Source organism: Dyella sp. AtDHG13 (assembly GCF_003201105.1).
Taxonomy (GTDB): domain Bacteria; phylum Pseudomonadota; class Gammaproteobacteria; order Xanthomonadales; family Rhodanobacteraceae; genus Dyella; species Dyella jiangningensis_B.
In genome coordinates this window covers 1-15,227 of the sequence record NZ_QICJ01000010.1, presented here as the reverse complement: position 1 = coordinate 15,227, position 15,227 = coordinate 1, and the positions used below count along the sequence as shown (strand labels likewise).

The 15,227-nt window shown below is 66.0% G+C and carries 18 protein-coding genes and 1 pseudogene; 6 read left to right on the top strand and 13 right to left on the bottom strand.

Annotated elements, in window-relative coordinates:
• Positions 1-43: 43 nt before the first annotated feature.
• Positions 44-298, bottom strand: a complete 255-nt coding sequence (locus BDW41_RS16315; protein WP_074549274.1) for a hypothetical protein — start codon at positions 296-298, stop codon at positions 44-46.
• Positions 299-563: 265 nt separating this feature from the next.
• On the opposite strand from BDW41_RS16315, the gene BDW41_RS16310 reads away from it, so the two are divergent.
• The gene (locus tag BDW41_RS16310) at positions 564-1,178 is read left to right on the top strand and encodes a hypothetical protein (RefSeq protein WP_074549276.1); all 615 of its coding nucleotides are present in this window, start codon (positions 564-566) and stop codon (positions 1,176-1,178) included.
• A gap of 191 nt (positions 1,179-1,369) precedes the next feature.
• Entirely contained in the window at positions 1,370-2,725 is a 1,356-nt protein-coding gene (locus BDW41_RS16305) for a sigma-54 dependent transcriptional regulator (protein ID WP_074549278.1), read from the top strand.
• A gap of 20 nt (positions 2,726-2,745) precedes the next feature.
• Here BDW41_RS16305 and BDW41_RS16300 read toward each other — a convergent pair whose 3' ends face one another.
• Together BDW41_RS16300 and BDW41_RS16295 are read right to left on the bottom strand one after the other, a co-directional pair.
• Positions 2,746-4,329: a PAS domain-containing sensor histidine kinase gene (locus BDW41_RS16300; RefSeq protein ID WP_074549280.1), complete on the bottom strand. Its 1,584-nt coding sequence runs from the start codon at positions 4,327-4,329 to the stop codon at positions 2,746-2,748.
• Positions 4,330-4,343: 14 nt separating this feature from the next.
• Positions 4,344-4,724: a response regulator gene (locus BDW41_RS16295; RefSeq protein ID WP_074549282.1), complete on the bottom strand. Its 381-nt coding sequence runs from the start codon at positions 4,722-4,724 to the stop codon at positions 4,344-4,346.
• Positions 4,725-5,001: 277 nt separating this feature from the next.
• On the opposite strand from BDW41_RS16295, the gene BDW41_RS16290 reads away from it, so the two are divergent.
• Complete coding sequence (locus BDW41_RS16290) at positions 5,002-5,382, top strand: response regulator (protein WP_074549284.1); 381 nt, start codon at positions 5,002-5,004, stop codon at positions 5,380-5,382.
• Between the two features lie 25 nt (positions 5,383-5,407).
• Here the strand turns inward: BDW41_RS16290 and BDW41_RS16285 are convergent, their stop codons facing one another.
• A complete protein-coding gene (locus tag BDW41_RS16285) occupies positions 5,408-6,070 on the bottom strand; it encodes a UdgX family uracil-DNA binding protein (RefSeq protein WP_074549286.1) in 663 nt (220 codons plus the stop codon).
• Between the two features lie 164 nt (positions 6,071-6,234).
• Between BDW41_RS16285 and BDW41_RS16280 the strand changes: the two genes are divergently transcribed.
• A complete protein-coding gene (locus tag BDW41_RS16280) occupies positions 6,235-6,732 on the top strand; it encodes a YetF domain-containing protein (protein WP_146217368.1) in 498 nt (165 codons plus the stop codon).
• A gap of 11 nt (positions 6,733-6,743) precedes the next feature.
• Here BDW41_RS16280 and BDW41_RS16275 read toward each other — a convergent pair whose 3' ends face one another.
• A complete protein-coding gene (locus BDW41_RS16275) occupies positions 6,744-7,742 on the bottom strand; it encodes an SDR family oxidoreductase (protein WP_074549290.1) in 999 nt (332 codons plus the stop codon).
• The gene (locus BDW41_RS16270) at positions 7,739-8,038 is read right to left on the bottom strand and encodes a hypothetical protein (protein ID WP_146217367.1); all 300 of its coding nucleotides are present in this window, start codon (positions 8,036-8,038) and stop codon (positions 7,739-7,741) included. Before BDW41_RS16270 ends, BDW41_RS16275 begins: the two co-directional genes overlap by 4 nt.
• Positions 8,039-8,146: 108 nt before the next feature.
• On the opposite strand from BDW41_RS16270, the gene BDW41_RS23395 reads away from it, so the two are divergent.
• Positions 8,147-8,311, top strand: a complete 165-nt coding sequence (locus BDW41_RS23395) for a hypothetical protein (protein ID WP_158537003.1) — start codon at positions 8,147-8,149, stop codon at positions 8,309-8,311.
• A gap of 7 nt (positions 8,312-8,318) precedes the next feature.
• On the opposite strand, the gene BDW41_RS16265 is transcribed toward BDW41_RS23395, so the two are convergent.
• The 3 genes from BDW41_RS16265 to BDW41_RS16255 form a co-directional block, all read right to left on the bottom strand.
• Positions 8,319-8,864: a type 1 glutamine amidotransferase domain-containing protein gene (locus tag BDW41_RS16265; protein WP_074549294.1), complete on the bottom strand. Its 546-nt coding sequence runs from the start codon at positions 8,862-8,864 to the stop codon at positions 8,319-8,321.
• Between the two features lie 116 nt (positions 8,865-8,980).
• Entirely contained in the window at positions 8,981-11,506 is a 2,526-nt protein-coding gene (gene ligD, locus BDW41_RS16260; RefSeq protein WP_074549298.1) for a DNA ligase D, read from the bottom strand.
• Positions 11,507-11,551: 45 nt separating this feature from the next.
• Positions 11,552-12,460: a Ku protein gene (locus BDW41_RS16255; RefSeq protein ID WP_074549302.1), complete on the bottom strand. Its 909-nt coding sequence runs from the start codon at positions 12,458-12,460 to the stop codon at positions 11,552-11,554.
• A 185-nt stretch (positions 12,461-12,645) separates the two neighbouring features.
• On the opposite strand from BDW41_RS16255, the gene BDW41_RS16250 reads away from it, so the two are divergent.
• Positions 12,646-13,083: a hypothetical protein gene (locus BDW41_RS16250; RefSeq protein WP_074549305.1), complete on the top strand. Its 438-nt coding sequence runs from the start codon at positions 12,646-12,648 to the stop codon at positions 13,081-13,083.
• A gap of 16 nt (positions 13,084-13,099) precedes the next feature.
• Here the strand turns inward: BDW41_RS16250 and BDW41_RS16245 are convergent, their stop codons facing one another.
• The 4 genes and pseudogenes from BDW41_RS16245 to BDW41_RS16230 form a co-directional block, all read right to left on the bottom strand.
• Positions 13,100-13,975 (bottom strand): type II secretion system protein GspK, encoded by an 876-nt coding sequence (locus tag BDW41_RS16245; protein ID WP_074549308.1) that lies wholly within the window; start codon positions 13,973-13,975, stop codon positions 13,100-13,102.
• A gap of 79 nt (positions 13,976-14,054) precedes the next feature.
• Positions 14,055-14,714 (bottom strand): prepilin-type N-terminal cleavage/methylation domain-containing protein, encoded by a 660-nt coding sequence (locus BDW41_RS16240; RefSeq protein ID WP_074549312.1) that lies wholly within the window; start codon positions 14,712-14,714, stop codon positions 14,055-14,057.
• Positions 14,711-15,109: a prepilin-type N-terminal cleavage/methylation domain-containing protein gene (locus BDW41_RS16235; protein ID WP_233496902.1), complete on the bottom strand. Its 399-nt coding sequence runs from the start codon at positions 15,107-15,109 to the stop codon at positions 14,711-14,713. Before BDW41_RS16235 ends, BDW41_RS16240 begins: the two co-directional genes overlap by 4 nt.
• A gap of 5 nt (positions 15,110-15,114) precedes the next feature.
• Positions 15,115-15,227 (bottom strand): annotated as a pseudogene (locus tag BDW41_RS16230) (type II secretion system protein GspH); the annotation flags it as partial.

The following is a 15,227-nucleotide window of genomic DNA, read 5'->3' as shown; positions in this document are numbered from 1 at the left end:
CACGCCATGCCTGTGGCCGATGAATGGTGAGCAACCGCCATCGTCAGTGCGCGCGATGACAGGCCACCGGCTGCTGGCCGGGCGGTGGCACCGGATCGCCGACCGGCGGCGGATTGGGTTCGGGATCGGTCAATGGCGGACGCGCCGGTTGCGGCACCGGCGGCTCGGGCGGCGGAATGTCGGGCGATGGCGGTGAAGGCGGCTTCGGCGGCATGGGCGGCGGCGCCGGTTCCGGCGAAATGGACGCCAGCGGCCTTGTGCTGGGAAGCAGCGAAAACTCTCGCAATAGCAGATGCATGACCCATGTCCATGATGCGAATCGTGGGGACAGGTTGGAACGTGGAACCTGCATGCACTGTGGTCGGCGCGTTAAGGAGTTCGGCCACGAAGAGCGGCGGCTTGTCCGCGAGTCGCCCGCGGCCCACCGCGGCGCGGCGCGAAAAAGAACCCACGTCGCGGCGAAAATTTGACCGCCGGCCCACGACGCCTTCACCGCGCTGGCCGCATATCTACGCATCGGTAGGCCGCCGTTGTCCCCTTGCTTGCCCAGGGAGCTTCCGTCCATGCATGACACCGCCACCACGTCCCTGATGGGGCAGCCCGCGCCGCTGGGCGGCCATCCGGCGATCGTCCTCGCCACCGACCACGCGCCCACGGTGGCGGCGATGGCCGATGATCGCCTGGAGTGCCAGAAGGTCATCAGCATCATCTATGCACGCTACTTCGAACACTGCGCGCACTATGGCGACGCCTTGACCGTGTGGCTCGAACCCTCGCGCCTGCGCTCCTTCCGCCGGCCCGATGGGCCGCCCATCATCGACCTTCGGCGCCTGCTTTCGCGCTGCTCGCCGGGCTCGTCCATATTGCAGGCAGCGGAAGGCGGAACGCTGAACCAGCTTCAGGCGCTCGCCGATTGCGCCAGCCGCTCCACGCTCGGCGTCATCGACTGGTTGCGATTGTTGTTGAGCGTCGAGCAGATCGACGAGTCGTCCTGGGGCCTGCTGCTGGCCCTCGCCAAGGATGCCGAACTCGCCACGTTGAGCCACGGCATCGAGCTGCTTTGCGAAGCGCAGCGCCAGCAAAGGCGCATGGTGGAACAGCGCTATGAAGACCTCACGCTCATCCTTTCACGAACGTCGGAAGCGGCCGTGATGCGGGAAGACGGCGGCCATCGTTGATTTCCATCATCGCGTTCACGTCATGCGACCACACGCGCATGGCGAGCGGTGATCGCATGCGTGGCGAGATTGGCGTAGCGCGGCGCACATACGCAACCTGCACGCGACCTCTACCGTAGCGTGGGCATGCTCGCGTTACGACACGACATGGCAGCCGCGCAAGGTTTTCCGGCTGCGAGGAATGTTTAAGCATGCGCGAGACCGCCCCGTCGATCCTGCTGGTCGACGACGACCGTATCTTCCTCAATACCACCCGCGACTACGCCCGACTGAAAGGCTGCGACGTGCATACGGCGTCCACGGTCGAAGACGCCGTGCGCACCATCGAGCAGCGCTTGTCGCCCGATCTCATGCTGCTCGACCTGGCGCTGCCCGATGGCAGCGGACTGGAGATACTGGATCGCCTGGACAACCACGACTGCGGTGAAGTCGTCGTCCTTACGGGCGCGCCCGACCTGGATACGGCGGTGCGCGCCATGCACCTGCGCGTGGACGACTATGTCGTCAAGCCCATGCACGGTGGCCACCTGGACGACCTGCTGCAGCGCGCCGCGCTGCGCGCGCGCCATCGCACCACGCGGGCCCGTTCCCACGACACACCATGCGGAGAGCTGATTGGCGACTCGCCGGTGATGCGCCGCATGTTCCGCCTGATCGAGCGCGTCGCGCCCATGGACAACACTATCCTGATCCATGGCGAAAGCGGCGTGGGCAAGGAACTGGTGGCGCGCGCCATCCATCAGTACAGCGGACGAAGCGGTGCGTTCGTCGCGGTCAACGGCGGCACGCTTTCCCACGAACTGGCCGGCAGCCAGTTGTTTGGCCACGAGCGTGGAAGCTTCACCGGTGCGACGCGCGACCATCCCGGCTATTTCGAGCAGGCGCATGGCGGCACGCTGTTCCTCGACGAGTTCACCGACATGCCGCTGGTCACGCAAGCTTATCTGCTGCGCGCACTGGAAACCCGCGACATCACTCGGCTTGGCGCGCGTTCGCACCGGCATATCGACGTGCGCGTGGTGGCCGCCTGCAACCGGAATCCCGGCATCGCCGTGCGCAAGGGCGATCTGCGCGAAGATCTCTACTACCGTCTTGCGGACTTCCCCATCGAAGTGCCGCCGTTGCGCGCCAGGGGCGACGACGTGCTGCTGCTCGCGCACCGTTTCCTGCGCACGCTGAACCATCAGCACGGCACCGCCTACACCTACTCGGATGCATCCACCGCCTTCATGCTTCGCCACGCGTGGCCCGGCAACGTGCGCGAGCTGCTGCATCTGGTTCGGCGCGCCTATCTGCTCGCCGAACGCGGGGAGCTGCATCTGGACGCCCTGGGTGGCGCGGACCTTGGCACCAGCCTGCGTGCTTCACGCCATGCCGAACCGGCGTGGTCTGGACAGACGCTGGACGAATTGGAGCGACAGGCGATCGAACTGGCGCTATTGCAGTGCCATAACGACAGGACACGCGCGGCGCGCATGCTGGGCGTCAGCGTGAAAACGATCTACAACAAGCTGATGCGCTATCGGCAGCAGCCGTCGGAATCCTGAAGCGTGCAGGCAACAGCCGCCTACGCGTCCTCGACGGCCGTTGTTTCGCCCTCGCCATCGTCAAGGGGAAACAGCAACGTGACGCGCGTGCCCTCGCCCGGCTGCGAATGCAGGGTGACGGTACCGCGCGACTGCTCCATGAAGCCATGCACCATGGACAGCCCAAGGCCCGTGCCCTGCCCCAGCGGCTTGGTGGTGAAGAACGGATCGAACGCCTTGGACGCCATTTCCCTGGACATGCCGATGCCGCTGTCTTCCACGGTGAGACAGGCGAAGACCTGTTCGCCATGCAGCTTGGTCGTCCTGGCCGACGCCGTTCCGGTGGAAATGCGCAGGGTGCCACCATGGGGCATGGCGTCGCGGCCATTGATGGCGATATTGATCAGCGAGGTTTCCAGCTGGTGGATATCGCAGGTGATCCACAGCGGGTCAGGACACAGATCGATGCGCATGCTGACCGTGGCGCCCACCGTGCGCTCGAGCAGGTCGATCATCGAAGCCACGCTGGCGTTCAGGTCGAACCGCGTCGGCAGCAGCGGCTGCCTGCGCGCGAAGGCCAGCAGGCGCCGGGTCAGGTGGCTGGCCTTGTCCACCGCATTCATCGCGCTCTCCAGCTGATGCTCGGCCTTGCCCGGCTCGCCGCGCTGCAGGTATAGCGTGGCCACGTCCAGGCTGCCGGTGATGGCCTGCAGGATATTGTTGAAATCGTGCGCCACGCCGCCGGTCAACTGGCCGAGCGCGTCGAGCTTCTGCGACTGGAACAGCTGCTCGCGCGTATCTTCCAGGGCATTCTGGGTGGCGCGCTGCTCGCTGACGTCGCGAATCATGCAGGCGAAGCCATGCAGCACGCCGTCCTGGTCGGCCAATGCCCTCACCGCCACCTGCGCCAGGAAGAACGAGCCGTCCTTGCGGCGAAGTCGGCGCTCTTCCTCGCGGCTGCCGGTTTCCCGCGCGCGGCGGAGCAAGGCGCCGGAGACGCCGGCTTCCTCCAGCAGCAGATCCAGCGGCTGGCCGATGACGTCCTCCGCGGTGTAACCCGTCACGCGTTGCGTGCTGACGTTCCAGTCCTGGATGCGGCCCTCGGTGTCCAGCATGCAAAGCGCGTATTCGATGGCGCCTTCCGCGAACAGGCGAAGCCGCCGCTCGCTTTCTTCCAGCCGGCATTGCGCCTCCCACTGCCGGGTGATGTCGCGCGTGACCTTGGCGAAGCCGAGCAGCGTTCCCGACGGATCGCGTATGGCGTCGACCACGACCAGAGCGCGGAAACGACTGCCGTCGCGGCGCACGCGCCAGGACTCGCCGTTGTAGCGGCCTTCGCGCTCGGCGATGGAAAGCACGCGCTCGGGCAGGCCCAGCGCCTGGTCTTCCTGCGTGTAGAACATCGAGAAGTGCCGGCCAAGCACTTCTTCAGCCGCATAGCCCTTGATGTGCTGGGCCCCGCTGTTCCAGCTTGCGATATGCCCGGCGGGGTCCAGCATGTAGATCGCATAGTCCACCACGGACTGCACGAGCAGCTCGAAGCGCCCCTCCAGCGCACCCGGCATGGATGCATCGGGCATGTCGATATTCCGGATGGGCATCACGTCGCTCGGCTGGTCTCCCACGGCAAACTCCCTCGTTACTTGCCCGAGCCTTTGCATGCATCGCCCACCACGGCGAGCAGCGTGCTTCGGCCAAAGGGCTTGGGCAGAAAGCGCATGTCCTTGTCGAGCGAGGTTTCCGCCCAGCCAAGATCGCCCGACACCACCACGAACGACGCACGGCTGCCCTTGGACTTCAGTTGGCGCGCGAGCTCGATGCCGTTGGGCGCCTCGCGCAGGTTGACATCGGTGAACACCACGTCGATATCGTCGCGGCTGTCGGCCATTTCCAGCGCCTGGGTGGAGCTGTCCGCGATCAGGACTTCGTACCCGGCATCTTCCAGCAGCACGCTCGTCGTCTCACGCACGTCAGGATCATCTTCGACTACCAGAACAACGCTCACTTCGTCTCCCCGCATACAAGGCCCGGCCCAAGGCCACGAACTCCGTACCGGCGCCGCCAAGCCAGAGCGGCAAGCGGACATGAACATCGACCTGCCGCCAACGCGCAGCCATCCATTCCAGCCGATGTCATCACGTCCGGCCGTTATGTTCAATGAACGGATGTGCACTCATTTGCATGATATGCGTTCCACGTCGCGGATTCACACGCTTAACCTCATCGATACATTGTGGCCACAGATCGCATACGATGCGAAGCGGATGTTGCCACGGCAATAAAAAACAGGGGGATGCATGGGCGCTGTGCTCGTGGTTGAAGACGAAGCCGTTGTACTCGAGGCCACCATCGCCTTGCTCCGCGCCCTTGGCCATGTTGCGCATCCCGCCCGCAGCGGCGATGACGCCATGAAGGCGTTGATCAAGCATCCGGGCATCGACGTCATCCTTGCCGACGTCACCCTGGGCGATGGCGACAGCGGTGTGCTGCTGGCCCGAAGGCTCGCCCATTCGGCCTGGCCGGGAGCCTTCATCTTCGTGTCCGGCGACATGGAAGCGTCCATCCAGACCTCGGACCGACCGCCGCACTCGCTCTTTCTCAGCAAACCCTATGGACGCAGGGACCTGCTGCGCGCACTGGAAAGCGCGCGCAAGCTCACCAGGAACACCGACAGTTAGCGGAACCTTCATCGCGCGACAGCCGCTAGTCGCCATGCGTCACTCCAGCGGCGAATCGCTTGAGGTCGGCAACGAACTCGGCATAACGCCGGGCGCGCCCTTGCGCATCCGGCGACCGCAGGATGGCCGAGGGATGCCATGTCGCCATGCCGGACACACCCTCCCGCAGCGCCGCCCACTGGCCGCGTTGCATGGTCAGCCGGAAGGACGAACCGAATACCGCCTTGGCGGCCATGGCGCCCAACGCAAGGATGCGCGTGGGCCTCACTTCGCGCAGCTCGGCCACCAGCCAGCGACGACAGATGGCCTGCTCCTGCGCGTTGGCGCGCTGGTGCAGCCGGCGCTTGCCGCGCGGCTCGAACTTGAAATGCTTGACTGCATTGGTGAGATACAGCTCGCTTCGCTCCAGACCCGCCTCTGCCAGGGCGCGATCCAGCATGCCGCCGGCCGGCCCCACGAAAGGCTTGCCCTGTTCGTCCTCCTGGTCGCCCGGCTGCTCGCCGATCAGCATCATGTCCACCGAGGCCGTGCCCGCGCCGAAAACCACCTGCGTCGCGTGCTGCCACAGCGGGCACGCATGGCACTCACGCGCCTGGCGGCGCAGCGATGGCAGCGATCCGGCCGGTACGGGGCCGTCCGGCTGCAAGGCGAGCGGCTGAATCCACTCCTTCTTGGACCTCGGTGACATGAAGACATCCTGCCTGCGTGAAGCCAATGTCGGCGGTTCCGCGTCAAGGCGCCGAGAGAAGGGCGTCAACAAAGCCTGCCGTCGTCGATGCGGCAGCTTGACGTGTCTTCCACCCGGCAGCGCCGATGGTCGGGCCTGCACTTTTCCTGCCCGGCGAGGCCAACATGTTCACATCCTGGTTTGCGACTCAAGACCCGTGGTGGACCTATGCGGTTCGCGGCGCACTCACCTATCTCGGCCTGCTCGTGCTGATGCGTCTGGCCGGCAAGCGCTCGTTCGGCGAACTGTCGTCGTTCGACATCGTCGTGCTCGCGCTGGCCGGCGGCACGCTGCGTACCGCCGTCATCGGACATGACACGTCGATGTCCAGTGGTTTCATCGGCGTCGCCAGCATGCTCGCCGTCGACAAGGGGCTGGGCTGGCTGTGCGCGCGGCACGAGCGCTTCAACCGCTGGATCGAGGGCTATCCCAGCATCATCGCGCGCGAGGGCCGCCGCCTGCCCGACGCGCTGCGGCGCGCCAACCTGCCGGAGGCGGCGTTCAATCGCGCCCTGCACGCGGCCGGACACGAAACCGAGCACAAGGTGGTGGTGGGCCGACTGGAGCCCAACGGCAAGATCACGCTGGTGTTCGAGCCCGTCGACCCGCCGCCGAAGGAATGACGGCGGTCGCACTAGCCAGTGGGACCGCCCATCACCGGCAGCACCGCGCCGGAAATGTAGCTGGCGCAACTGGGCGCCGCGAGAAACACGTAGGCCGGTGCGACTTCTTCCGGCTGCGCCGGCCTACCCATGGGGTTGGATTTGCCGAAATCCTTGACCTTCTCCGCCTGCTTGTCAGCGGGATTGAGCGGCGTCCACACCGGCCCGGGAGCCACCGCATTCACGCGTATGCCGCGCTTCACCAGGTTGCTGGCCAGCGCGCGCGTGAAGGCATGGATGGCGCCCTTGGTCGCCGAGTAGTCGAGCAGGCCAGGGCTGCCGAACAAGCCGGTTTCGGAGCCGGTGTTGATGATGCTGCCGCCCTTTTCGAGATAAGGCAGCGCCGCCCGCGCCATATGGAAATAGCCGTAGATATTGGTGCGGATGGTGAGATCGAGATGTTCCTCGGTAAGGTCCTCCAGCGTATCGGCATGCTCCTGGAACGCGGCGTTGTTGACCAGGATATTGAGATGCCCAAACCGCTCCACCACCTTTTCCATCGCTTCGTCGCAGAACATGGGGTCGCTGACGTCGCCGGAAATAAGCAGGCATTCGGCGCCTTCCTTCTCCACGGCCCGCTGCGTGATTTCCGCATCGTCGTGTTCGTCGAGATAGACAATCGCCACGTTGGCGCCTTCGCGCGCGAACAGCACGGCCACTGCCCTGCCGATGCCCGAGTCGCCGCCGGTGATCACGGCGACCATGCCTTCGAGCTTGCCGCTGCCTGCGTAATCAGGCGCCTTGAACTGCGGCTCGGGACGCAGGGCGGCCTCCTTGCCTGGCTTCTTCTGGTGCTGCGCAGGCAGCGGATTCTCCGCGTGGCGGCGCGAACCGGCCTGCACCGCCCGTTTTTTCGAGGCCGCCTTTTTCGCAGGCTTGGCCCGTTCGGTGGCCTCCACGCCACGCTGCACGCGGCGCTGCTTCTCGCTGACGGCCTGCGTCCGCTTCTTAGTGGATTTGCGTGTGCTCATCTCGTGTCTCCCGTTTGCCCGGCCAGATCAGGCTGGTGCGGCGCCGCTTCGCCCTGCGTCTCTGCGGCGCCATCCAGCCAGAGCTTGGACGAAACGCCATAGGCGTCGAAGATCTGATCGATGGCCGCCCGCACCCACGCGCCTTCGCCCATGCCCGCGCGCATCAGGACACTGCGTGCAAGGCCGGCCAGCTCGATCATGAACACGGGCGTATCGGCGTAATGGCGATGAAGCGTGGCGGCGTCCGCTTCAAGCCGGGCAATTTCGCGCTTCAATGGATTTTCTGATCTGTTCATGAAGGTGGCGCACCTTGTTCATGGGAATCGCGTGCCGCCTTGACGTGACCATGACGACGCCTTCAGCCATTGCGCGCCATGGTCCATCCATCAACCACGGAGACCGGCATGAGCGACGACAAGTCACGCAAAGAAAATCCGCGGCGGCCCGAAGACCGCTCCGGCTATGCCGAGCCGCAGCCCACGCCTAGGCATCCCAGCAAGCCGCTGGACGCCAACACCCCGCACGAGCCGCAGAACACGCCGCGCCAGAAGCCCAAGCCGTCGTCCTGAGCGTGCATCACGCGGCAAGCAGCTCGATCACCGCGCTGGAGAAGGCGGGGATGTCGTCCGGCTTGCGACTGGTGATGAGGCGGCCATCGGCGACGACTTCTTCGTCCACCCACTCGGCGCCGGCGTTTTCCAGGTCCTTGCGCAGCGACGGCCACGAGGTCAGCTTGCGCCCCTTGACCAGGCCCGCGTCGATCAGCGTCCACGGCCCGTGGCAGATGGCGGCGATCGGCTTGTCGCTGCGGGAGAACGCCTGCACGAAGGCAATGGCTTCCGGAATCTGCCGCAGCTTGTCCGGGTTCATCACTCCGCCCGGCAACACCAGCGCATCGAACTCATCCGCCTTGGCGCGCGCGAGCGGCTGATCCACCTCGACCTTGTCGCCCCAGTTCCTGACGTTCCAACCGGTGATCTGGCTGTGATCGCCAGGCGCGATGACGACCACTTCCGCGCCCGCCTGTTCCAGCAGGCGCTTGGGTTCGGTCAACTCCGATTGCTCGAAGCCATCCGTGGCGAGCATGGCGATCTTGCGGCCTTTCAGCGACGAGGGTGACATGGGCGGCTCCCGAATGTTCGACAGGGGCGCCATGATGGAAGGCCGCGTATCGGGCCGGTGTCGCCATCGTGTTGTCAAAGCGTGAGGAGCGAGGCGTGCGCGTTCATCCGCGCCGGTCACTCGCCGGCGTCGAGTTTCCGGAGCGCATCGCCCAGGGATTGCCGAACGGTATCGATACCCTCCCACGGATCGCCGCGCAGGCGCCGCAGCCGCTGCTGCACGGTGCGCAAGTCGAATGCCGCGGGGCCCGGCAGCTTGCCGAGCTCGCTCCAGCGTAAAGGCACCGCCACCGGTGCGCCCGCACGCGCGCGCAGCGAATACGAGGCAACGCTGGTCGCGCCTCGTCCGTTTCGCAGGTAGTCCACGAAAATAAGTCCCTTGCGGCGCGACAGCGTGGAAACAGCGATGAATTCCTCCGGCTGCGCTTGCGCCATGGCCTCGGCAAAGGATTTGGCGAAGGATTTCACCTCCGCCCAGGGCGCGGCCGGACGCAGCGGCACCACCACGTGCAGGCCCTTGCCACCCGTGCAGCGCAGGAAGGATTGCAGGCCCAGCTCGTCCAGCCACCGGCGCGCCAACCGCGCTGCCGCCTGCACGCGCGCCCAGGAGACGCCCTCGCCGGGATCCATGTCGAACACGATGCGATCGGCATGCGTGGTGTCGGCGGCGGTGCATCCCCACGGGTGGAATTCCACGGCACCGAACTGCACCAGCTCGATGATGGATGCCGCATCGTCGGGGCAGATGTATTCGCGCCGCTTGCCACCCTGCTCCGTCAACATTACCGAGCCCACTTTCGGCACGCCGGCGCCGAGGTGTTTCTGGAAGAAGCACGGTTTTCCCACCCCGTCCGGACAGCGCAGTATCGACATGGGACGCTGGATGACGCCGGGCAGGAACCAGTCCATCACCGCGTCGTAGTACGCCGCCAGATCCCGCTTGCGTATGCCCGGATAGATCTCGCGGTCCGGATGCGTGATGGCGATGCCGCGCACCGCATCGTCGTCTGCCTTCTTCATCGGCACCTCGCGCTTGGCGGCGGCACGGCCGCTGTCTCTGTCGCTGCTCAGCAGATCGCGCACGCTCTTGTCTTCACGCATCGCCTTCAGGCTGGGCTGGCGAAGCAACCCGTTGCCGGCGATGCCGCGATAAAACACCTCCACCACCACTTCCGGCTTCACCCAATGCGCGCCGCGCAGTTCCGGGTCGATACCGGCGGCATGCACGGTGGGCTTCGCGCTGCTGCCGCGTGCGGCCAGTTCGTCGCTGATCTTGCGCAGCTGCGCATCGGAAAACCCCGTGCCCACGCGGCCCGCATAATCCCAGCCGCCGCGCGGCGACGGACGCCCCAGCAGCAGCGAGCCGAATCCCTTGCGGCTGCCCTTGCCGCGGGTGTAGCCCACCACGGCGAACTCGTCGCTGTCCTGCCGCTTGATCTTCACCCAGTCGCCGCTGCGGCCCGCGCGGTAGCTCGAATCCACGCGCTTGGAGACGATGCCCTCCAGCCCCGCTTGCATCACGCCGGCCCACACCGCATCGCCATCGCCCACGACGTGCTCGCTGAAGCCCAGCAAGGCGGAGGCCGGTCCGCGGGGCCGGTCGAGCAAGGCTTTCAGGCGTGCCTTGCGCTCCACCAGCGGCACGGCGTGCAGGTCCCATCCATCCAGATGGATCAGGTCGAACAGCATGTACAGGAACTCGCCAGGACGTTCGCCGGAAAGCGTCTTCTGCAGCGCATTGAAGTCGCTGCGCCCTTCGGCCAGCACGATCAGCTCGCCATCCAGCCGAGCGGATCGCAGCCCCAGCGACTCGATGGCCTCCACGATCTCCGGCACACGTTCGTTCCACGGCAGCGCGTTGCGCGACCAGCACTTCACCTTGCCCCCGACTACGGCGGTGAGCAGCCGGTAGCCATCCCACTTCACTTCGTGCAGCCAATCCTCGCCCCGTGGCACCTGCTCCCGCAGCTGCGCGAGCGCAGGGGCGAAAAACTCCGTGTCGATGCGCTCCTTGCGATGGCCGTCCGCGGCGCGTGCCGCGGACTTCGCCGGCTTGGCGCGCTTGCTCGCCGCGGCGCGCTTTTCCGGCTTGGCCTTGCCGGATGCGCGCTCGCTCGCCGGCGGCGCGGCCTCGGATTCGAGCAGGTCATCGGCCTCCAGATCGCCGGCATAGGCGTCCTTGGCCTTGATCAGGAACCAGGTGGGCTGGCGCTCCTTGCGATGGCTGCGCACCAGATGCCAGCGTCCATGCAGGCGCTTGCCCTGCAGCGAGAATTCCAGATGCCCCTTGCGCAATTGCGCGCCCGGGTCCTCGTCGGTGCTCCAGGTGCCGCGATCGAAGCAGTCCACGTGGCCGGCGCCGTAATTGCCTTCCGGGATATCGCCTTCGAAATCCGCATAGGAGAGCGGATGATCCTCGACCTCCACCGCGAGCCGCTTCACGCCCGGGTCGAAACTCGGCCCCTTGGGCACAGCCCAGCTCTTGAGCACCTTGCCTACCTGCAGGCGGAAATCGAAATGCCGCCGTCGCGCGTGATGCAGCTGCACCACGAAGATGGGATGGCCCGCGCGGCTCTTCGTGCCTGCCGCGGGTTCGCGCGTGCGCGAGAAATCCCGCTTGCGCCGGTACTCGGCCAGGGTCATCGCTTACCGCTCCTGCGTTCGGAAATAGACATCGCCTCGCTCCTGTCAGCGGGAACTTCGCCGGCGCGGTGCGCGCTTGGCGGTGGCCTTGCGCGCGGTTTTCTGTGTCGCGCCGCCGCGGCGGGCCGCTGTCTTCTGGCCGCCCTTGGCGGGCGTGCGCCGCTTGTTGCCCAGGCTTTTCTGCAGCAGCGCCATGAAGTCCACCACGTTGGTCGCCGCGTTTTCCGCCGGCGCTTCTTCTTCCGGCGTCACCACCACGCCCTTGGACTTCATGCGCTTCTCGATCACCTTGCGCAAACGGTCGCGGAATTCGTCGCGGAACGCGTCGGGCTTCCAGGTGTCGCTCATGGATTCGATCAGCTGCTCGGCCATGTCGATCTCCTTGGCCGACACCCGATAGCTGGCCGGCTTGCCTTCGGGGAAGGCGTATTCGTCGGCATCGATGAGTTCCTGCGGATAGCGCAAGAGCACCAGCATCAGGCTGTCGCCCTTGGGGAGCACGGCGGACAGGTATTCGCGCGTGCGTATCACCACCCGGGCAATGCCCACCTTGCCGGTGCGCTGCAAGGTCTCGCGCAGCAGCACGTAGCCTTTCTCAGCCTTCTTGCCCGGCACCAGGAAATACGGCTTCTCGAAATACTCAGGACCAATCGACGTTCCATCGACAAACGTCTCCACCTCCACCGCCTCGCGTCCTTCAGGCGATGCGGACTTGATGTCCTCGGGGCGCAGCACCACGTAGCTGCCCTTCTTGTATTCGAAGGCCTTCACGACATCGCGCCAGGGCACTTCCTCGCCGGTTTCCGCATTGACCCGCTCGTAGCGGATCGGCGTGTTGCTGCGGCTGTCCAGCATGCGAAAGTGGAGATCGACGCTACGCTCGGCCGGCATCAGGGACACCGGCACGTTGAGCAGGCCGAAGGAAAGGGTTCCGCTCCAGATAGGGCGAGCCATGATGAATATCCCGATGCTTCGAGAAGGCCGGCTTCTAGGGAACGACGCGCAACGTGAACCATCCGTGATACGAAAGTGCATTTCATTGCACCGTGCGGACATGCGCGCGCTTTATTCAACGCACCTGTCACGCCGGGATGATCGGCGGTGAACTAGCGTCATCGGCAAGCAAGCCGAGGTGAATCATGAACGATATCGTCATAGCCGAATTCGACACCCAGTTCGCCGCGTGCGCTGCCCTGGACAAACTGATTTCACGGGGTCTGCCCCGGCAAGGCGCGCATATCCGGTCCACCGAGAGCATCGGCGGCTCGGCGGCCAGCTCCAGCGCACCGACCAGCGTGGTTTCGCGCGTCAGCCATCGGAGCGCGGACACCCATGAGGTGCGCGCGCCCGCAAGCCCGCCCGATCCCGCCGTCTTCGGCCACGCGACACTGACCGTGCGTCTCTCCGACCAGCTTTCACTGGAAGACATGCTTCAACTCATGCAACGCACGGGTGCCCGCCAGGTACAGGTGCTCGAAGACCAGGACATGGACGCCGAGGACGCGGCGCTATCTCCCGACGTCGACTACGGCAAGCCCGAAGACCTCGACCGGGCCATCAAGGCCAGCCGCTCCTGAAGCGCGCTTTCTGGCCTCATTCCGCGGCGTCCTCCTGCCAGCGCAGGATGGTGACGTGTTCGCGGCCACGCACGCGGTCGATGCGAACCGTGGCGCTGACGCGTGACACCGTACCGTCGGTTCCCATGGCCGAGGCGACGATGGTTCGCGCGTTGCTGCCGCGCAGCGTACCCATCGCCATGCCGTTGGGCAGTACCGGCAGGGGCATCCTGGGATTGATGGCGCCGCGCACCGCAACGAAGCGCGAGGCCGACGCCATGTCCATGCCCGGCAGGGACGCGAGGACCGCGGCGGGCGCAAACGCGGGCGCCGGTGTCGCCTTGCGCGACCACACCGTGATGAACGGCGCGACCTTGCGATACAGCGCCGGCGTCATGCCGAGCACGGTTTGCAGTTCGTCCGGCGCGTTGAATTCGCTGTAGCGCGGCCCGCCCGCCTGCCCTGCCTGCCTGTAGCGTTGCGTGCCTTCCTCGCGGTTGAACGCCCCGGCCGCGTCGCGCGATTCGCGTACATTGTCTGCCAGCGTCGTGGCGTCCCCCACGTTCATGCCGGCAATGACGAACAGGTTCCGAAGCACCTGTGGATCGGCGGTGTTGAGATCGACCTTGCCGAGTTCATCGACAATGCGTATGTCCACGCGCTGTCCGTCGATGCTCAACTCGTACGGACGTCCATCGCCCACCCAGCGGCCGCCGTCCCTGGCCGTGATTTCGGCCAGGGCGCGCTGGACGCCCGCCTCGGCGAAATAGCGCAGTTGCGCCCGGCTGGACAGATAACGCGTTTCCGTGGCCTCGGTGCGGGCCAGCGTGGCGAAACCGCCAAGCAGGATCGCCAGCAGCGTGCACGCCCACAGCACCACCAGCAAGGCGATGCCCCGTTGCCTGCTGGGCATCGCTGTCCTCCCGCGGACACGTGCCCGGGTGTGTCCTGGAACATGAAGCATGGCAGCGCGGAACGACATCTTCGTGCCGTCAGTATTGCGCTGCGTTCGGCAACAGCCGAGCCAGCGCGCGCGTGTTTATCGCGGTGGGGCTCTGCCGTACCGGCGTTTGCACGAGCAGCCAGGGATCGCCGCCGCGCTCCAGTTCCACGGCAATCAGCTCCGGCATGCGTCCGGCGACGTGCCACTGGCTGCTCCATTCGGCGGGACTTTTATCGTTCTGACGGCCGTAGTAGCGGAAGCGGCCGCGCGTGATGCCCGTCACTAGCGGCTCCGGCGCAAAACCGACGCTGTGCGAGGCACCCGTCGGGCTCATGCCATCGCTGCCCAGCTCCAAGCGCAGACTGTCCTGGCCGTCACTCACCAATGCCAGCAGCTGCAATTGCGGACCCTGGCGGTCGAGGTATCCGGGAAGCGGCCCCACAAACTGGATGCGGCGTTCGTCTCCCTCGAACACGACGGGCACGCCCTTGTTGTCGATCTTCCAGGGAATCGCACGGGCCTGCAGCAGATCGTTGCGGAGAAAGCGCTGCACCGAGCGAACTTCGTCGAGCTTCTCCATCGATCCCGTGCCCGCGTTGACCATGCGCGTGGCCGTCCGTATGCCGGACAGTACGCCGACCAGCAGGACGCTGAGCAACGCGAGTGCGCTGAGCACTTCCAGCAGGCTGAAGCCCCGCGCGCGCCTCATTTGGTGCTCCGCGCCAGCGCGGGACCGTCGTCGACGGCGCGCAACGTGGTGTAGTGAAGCACCTGGGGACGCCGCGACGAGCCCCAGCGCACGTCCAGGTCGACGCGATAGAGGGAAAGCGGACTTCCCTGCGGCGGATCGCCGTCCTGCCACGGGCGCACGCGCAGATGCCAGCGATAGTCCTTGCCGAAATCGCCAGCGCTCTCGCCCACCGCCACCGGCTCGGTCACGCCCAGCGCGTCCAGCTTCGCCTGCGCCCACATGTCCGCCCTGCTGATCTGTCCCGAATGATCCGCCAGATGCAGGGAGGCGCCTGCCACCTTCAGCAAGGCCGCAAACGCAACAGCCAGCAGCAGAATGGCCGCAATCACCTCCAGCAGACTGAACCCGCGCATGCGCCTCATCGCTTCGCACTCATATCCGCCACGCTCACCGCGCCGGTGAGCCAGGACACGTTGACGCGCCATTGGCGGCGTTCGCGTTGCAGGGTGATGTGGCCGCCGGTGGAGCTGC

Excerpts from the sequence above, each read along its gene's own strand:
- BDW41_RS16235 (WP_233496902.1), bottom strand. The coding sequence starts at position 15,109 with ATGCGCGGGTTCAGTCTGCTGGAGGTGATTGCGGCCATTCTGCTGCTG.
- BDW41_RS16245 (WP_074549308.1), bottom strand. The coding sequence starts at position 13,975 with ATGCCCAGCAGGCAACGGGGCATCGCCTTGCTGGTGGTGCTGTGGGCG.
- BDW41_RS23395 (WP_158537003.1), top strand. The coding sequence starts at position 8,147 with ATGAGCGACGACAAGTCACGCAAAGAAAATCCGCGGCGGCCCGAAGAC.
- ligD (WP_074549298.1), bottom strand. The coding sequence starts at position 11,506 with ATGACCCTGGCCGAGTACCGGCGCAAGCGGGATTTCTCGCGCACGCGC.
- BDW41_RS16305 (WP_074549278.1), top strand. The coding sequence starts at position 1,370 with ATGCGCGAGACCGCCCCGTCGATCCTGCTGGTCGACGACGACCGTATC.
- BDW41_RS16310 (WP_074549276.1), top strand. The coding sequence starts at position 564 with ATGCATGACACCGCCACCACGTCCCTGATGGGGCAGCCCGCGCCGCTG.
- BDW41_RS16255 (WP_074549302.1), bottom strand. The coding sequence starts at position 12,460 with ATGGCTCGCCCTATCTGGAGCGGAACCCTTTCCTTCGGCCTGCTCAAC.
- BDW41_RS16315 (WP_074549274.1), bottom strand. The coding sequence starts at position 298 with ATGCATCTGCTATTGCGAGAGTTTTCGCTGCTTCCCAGCACAAGGCCG.
- BDW41_RS16285 (WP_074549286.1), bottom strand. The coding sequence starts at position 6,070 with ATGTCACCGAGGTCCAAGAAGGAGTGGATTCAGCCGCTCGCCTTGCAG.
- BDW41_RS16295 (WP_074549282.1), bottom strand. The coding sequence starts at position 4,724 with ATGCGGGGAGACGAAGTGAGCGTTGTTCTGGTAGTCGAAGATGATCCT.
- BDW41_RS16275 (WP_074549290.1), bottom strand. The coding sequence starts at position 7,742 with ATGAGCACACGCAAATCCACTAAGAAGCGGACGCAGGCCGTCAGCGAG.
- BDW41_RS16280 (WP_146217368.1), top strand. The coding sequence starts at position 6,235 with ATGTTCACATCCTGGTTTGCGACTCAAGACCCGTGGTGGACCTATGCG.
- BDW41_RS16240 (WP_074549312.1), bottom strand. The coding sequence starts at position 14,714 with ATGAGGCGCGCGCGGGGCTTCAGCCTGCTGGAAGTGCTCAGCGCACTC.
- BDW41_RS16265 (WP_074549294.1), bottom strand. The coding sequence starts at position 8,864 with ATGTCACCCTCGTCGCTGAAAGGCCGCAAGATCGCCATGCTCGCCACG.
- BDW41_RS16290 (WP_074549284.1), top strand. The coding sequence starts at position 5,002 with ATGGGCGCTGTGCTCGTGGTTGAAGACGAAGCCGTTGTACTCGAGGCC.
- BDW41_RS16250 (WP_074549305.1), top strand. The coding sequence starts at position 12,646 with ATGAACGATATCGTCATAGCCGAATTCGACACCCAGTTCGCCGCGTGC.
- BDW41_RS16270 (WP_146217367.1), bottom strand. The coding sequence starts at position 8,038 with ATGAACAGATCAGAAAATCCATTGAAGCGCGAAATTGCCCGGCTTGAA.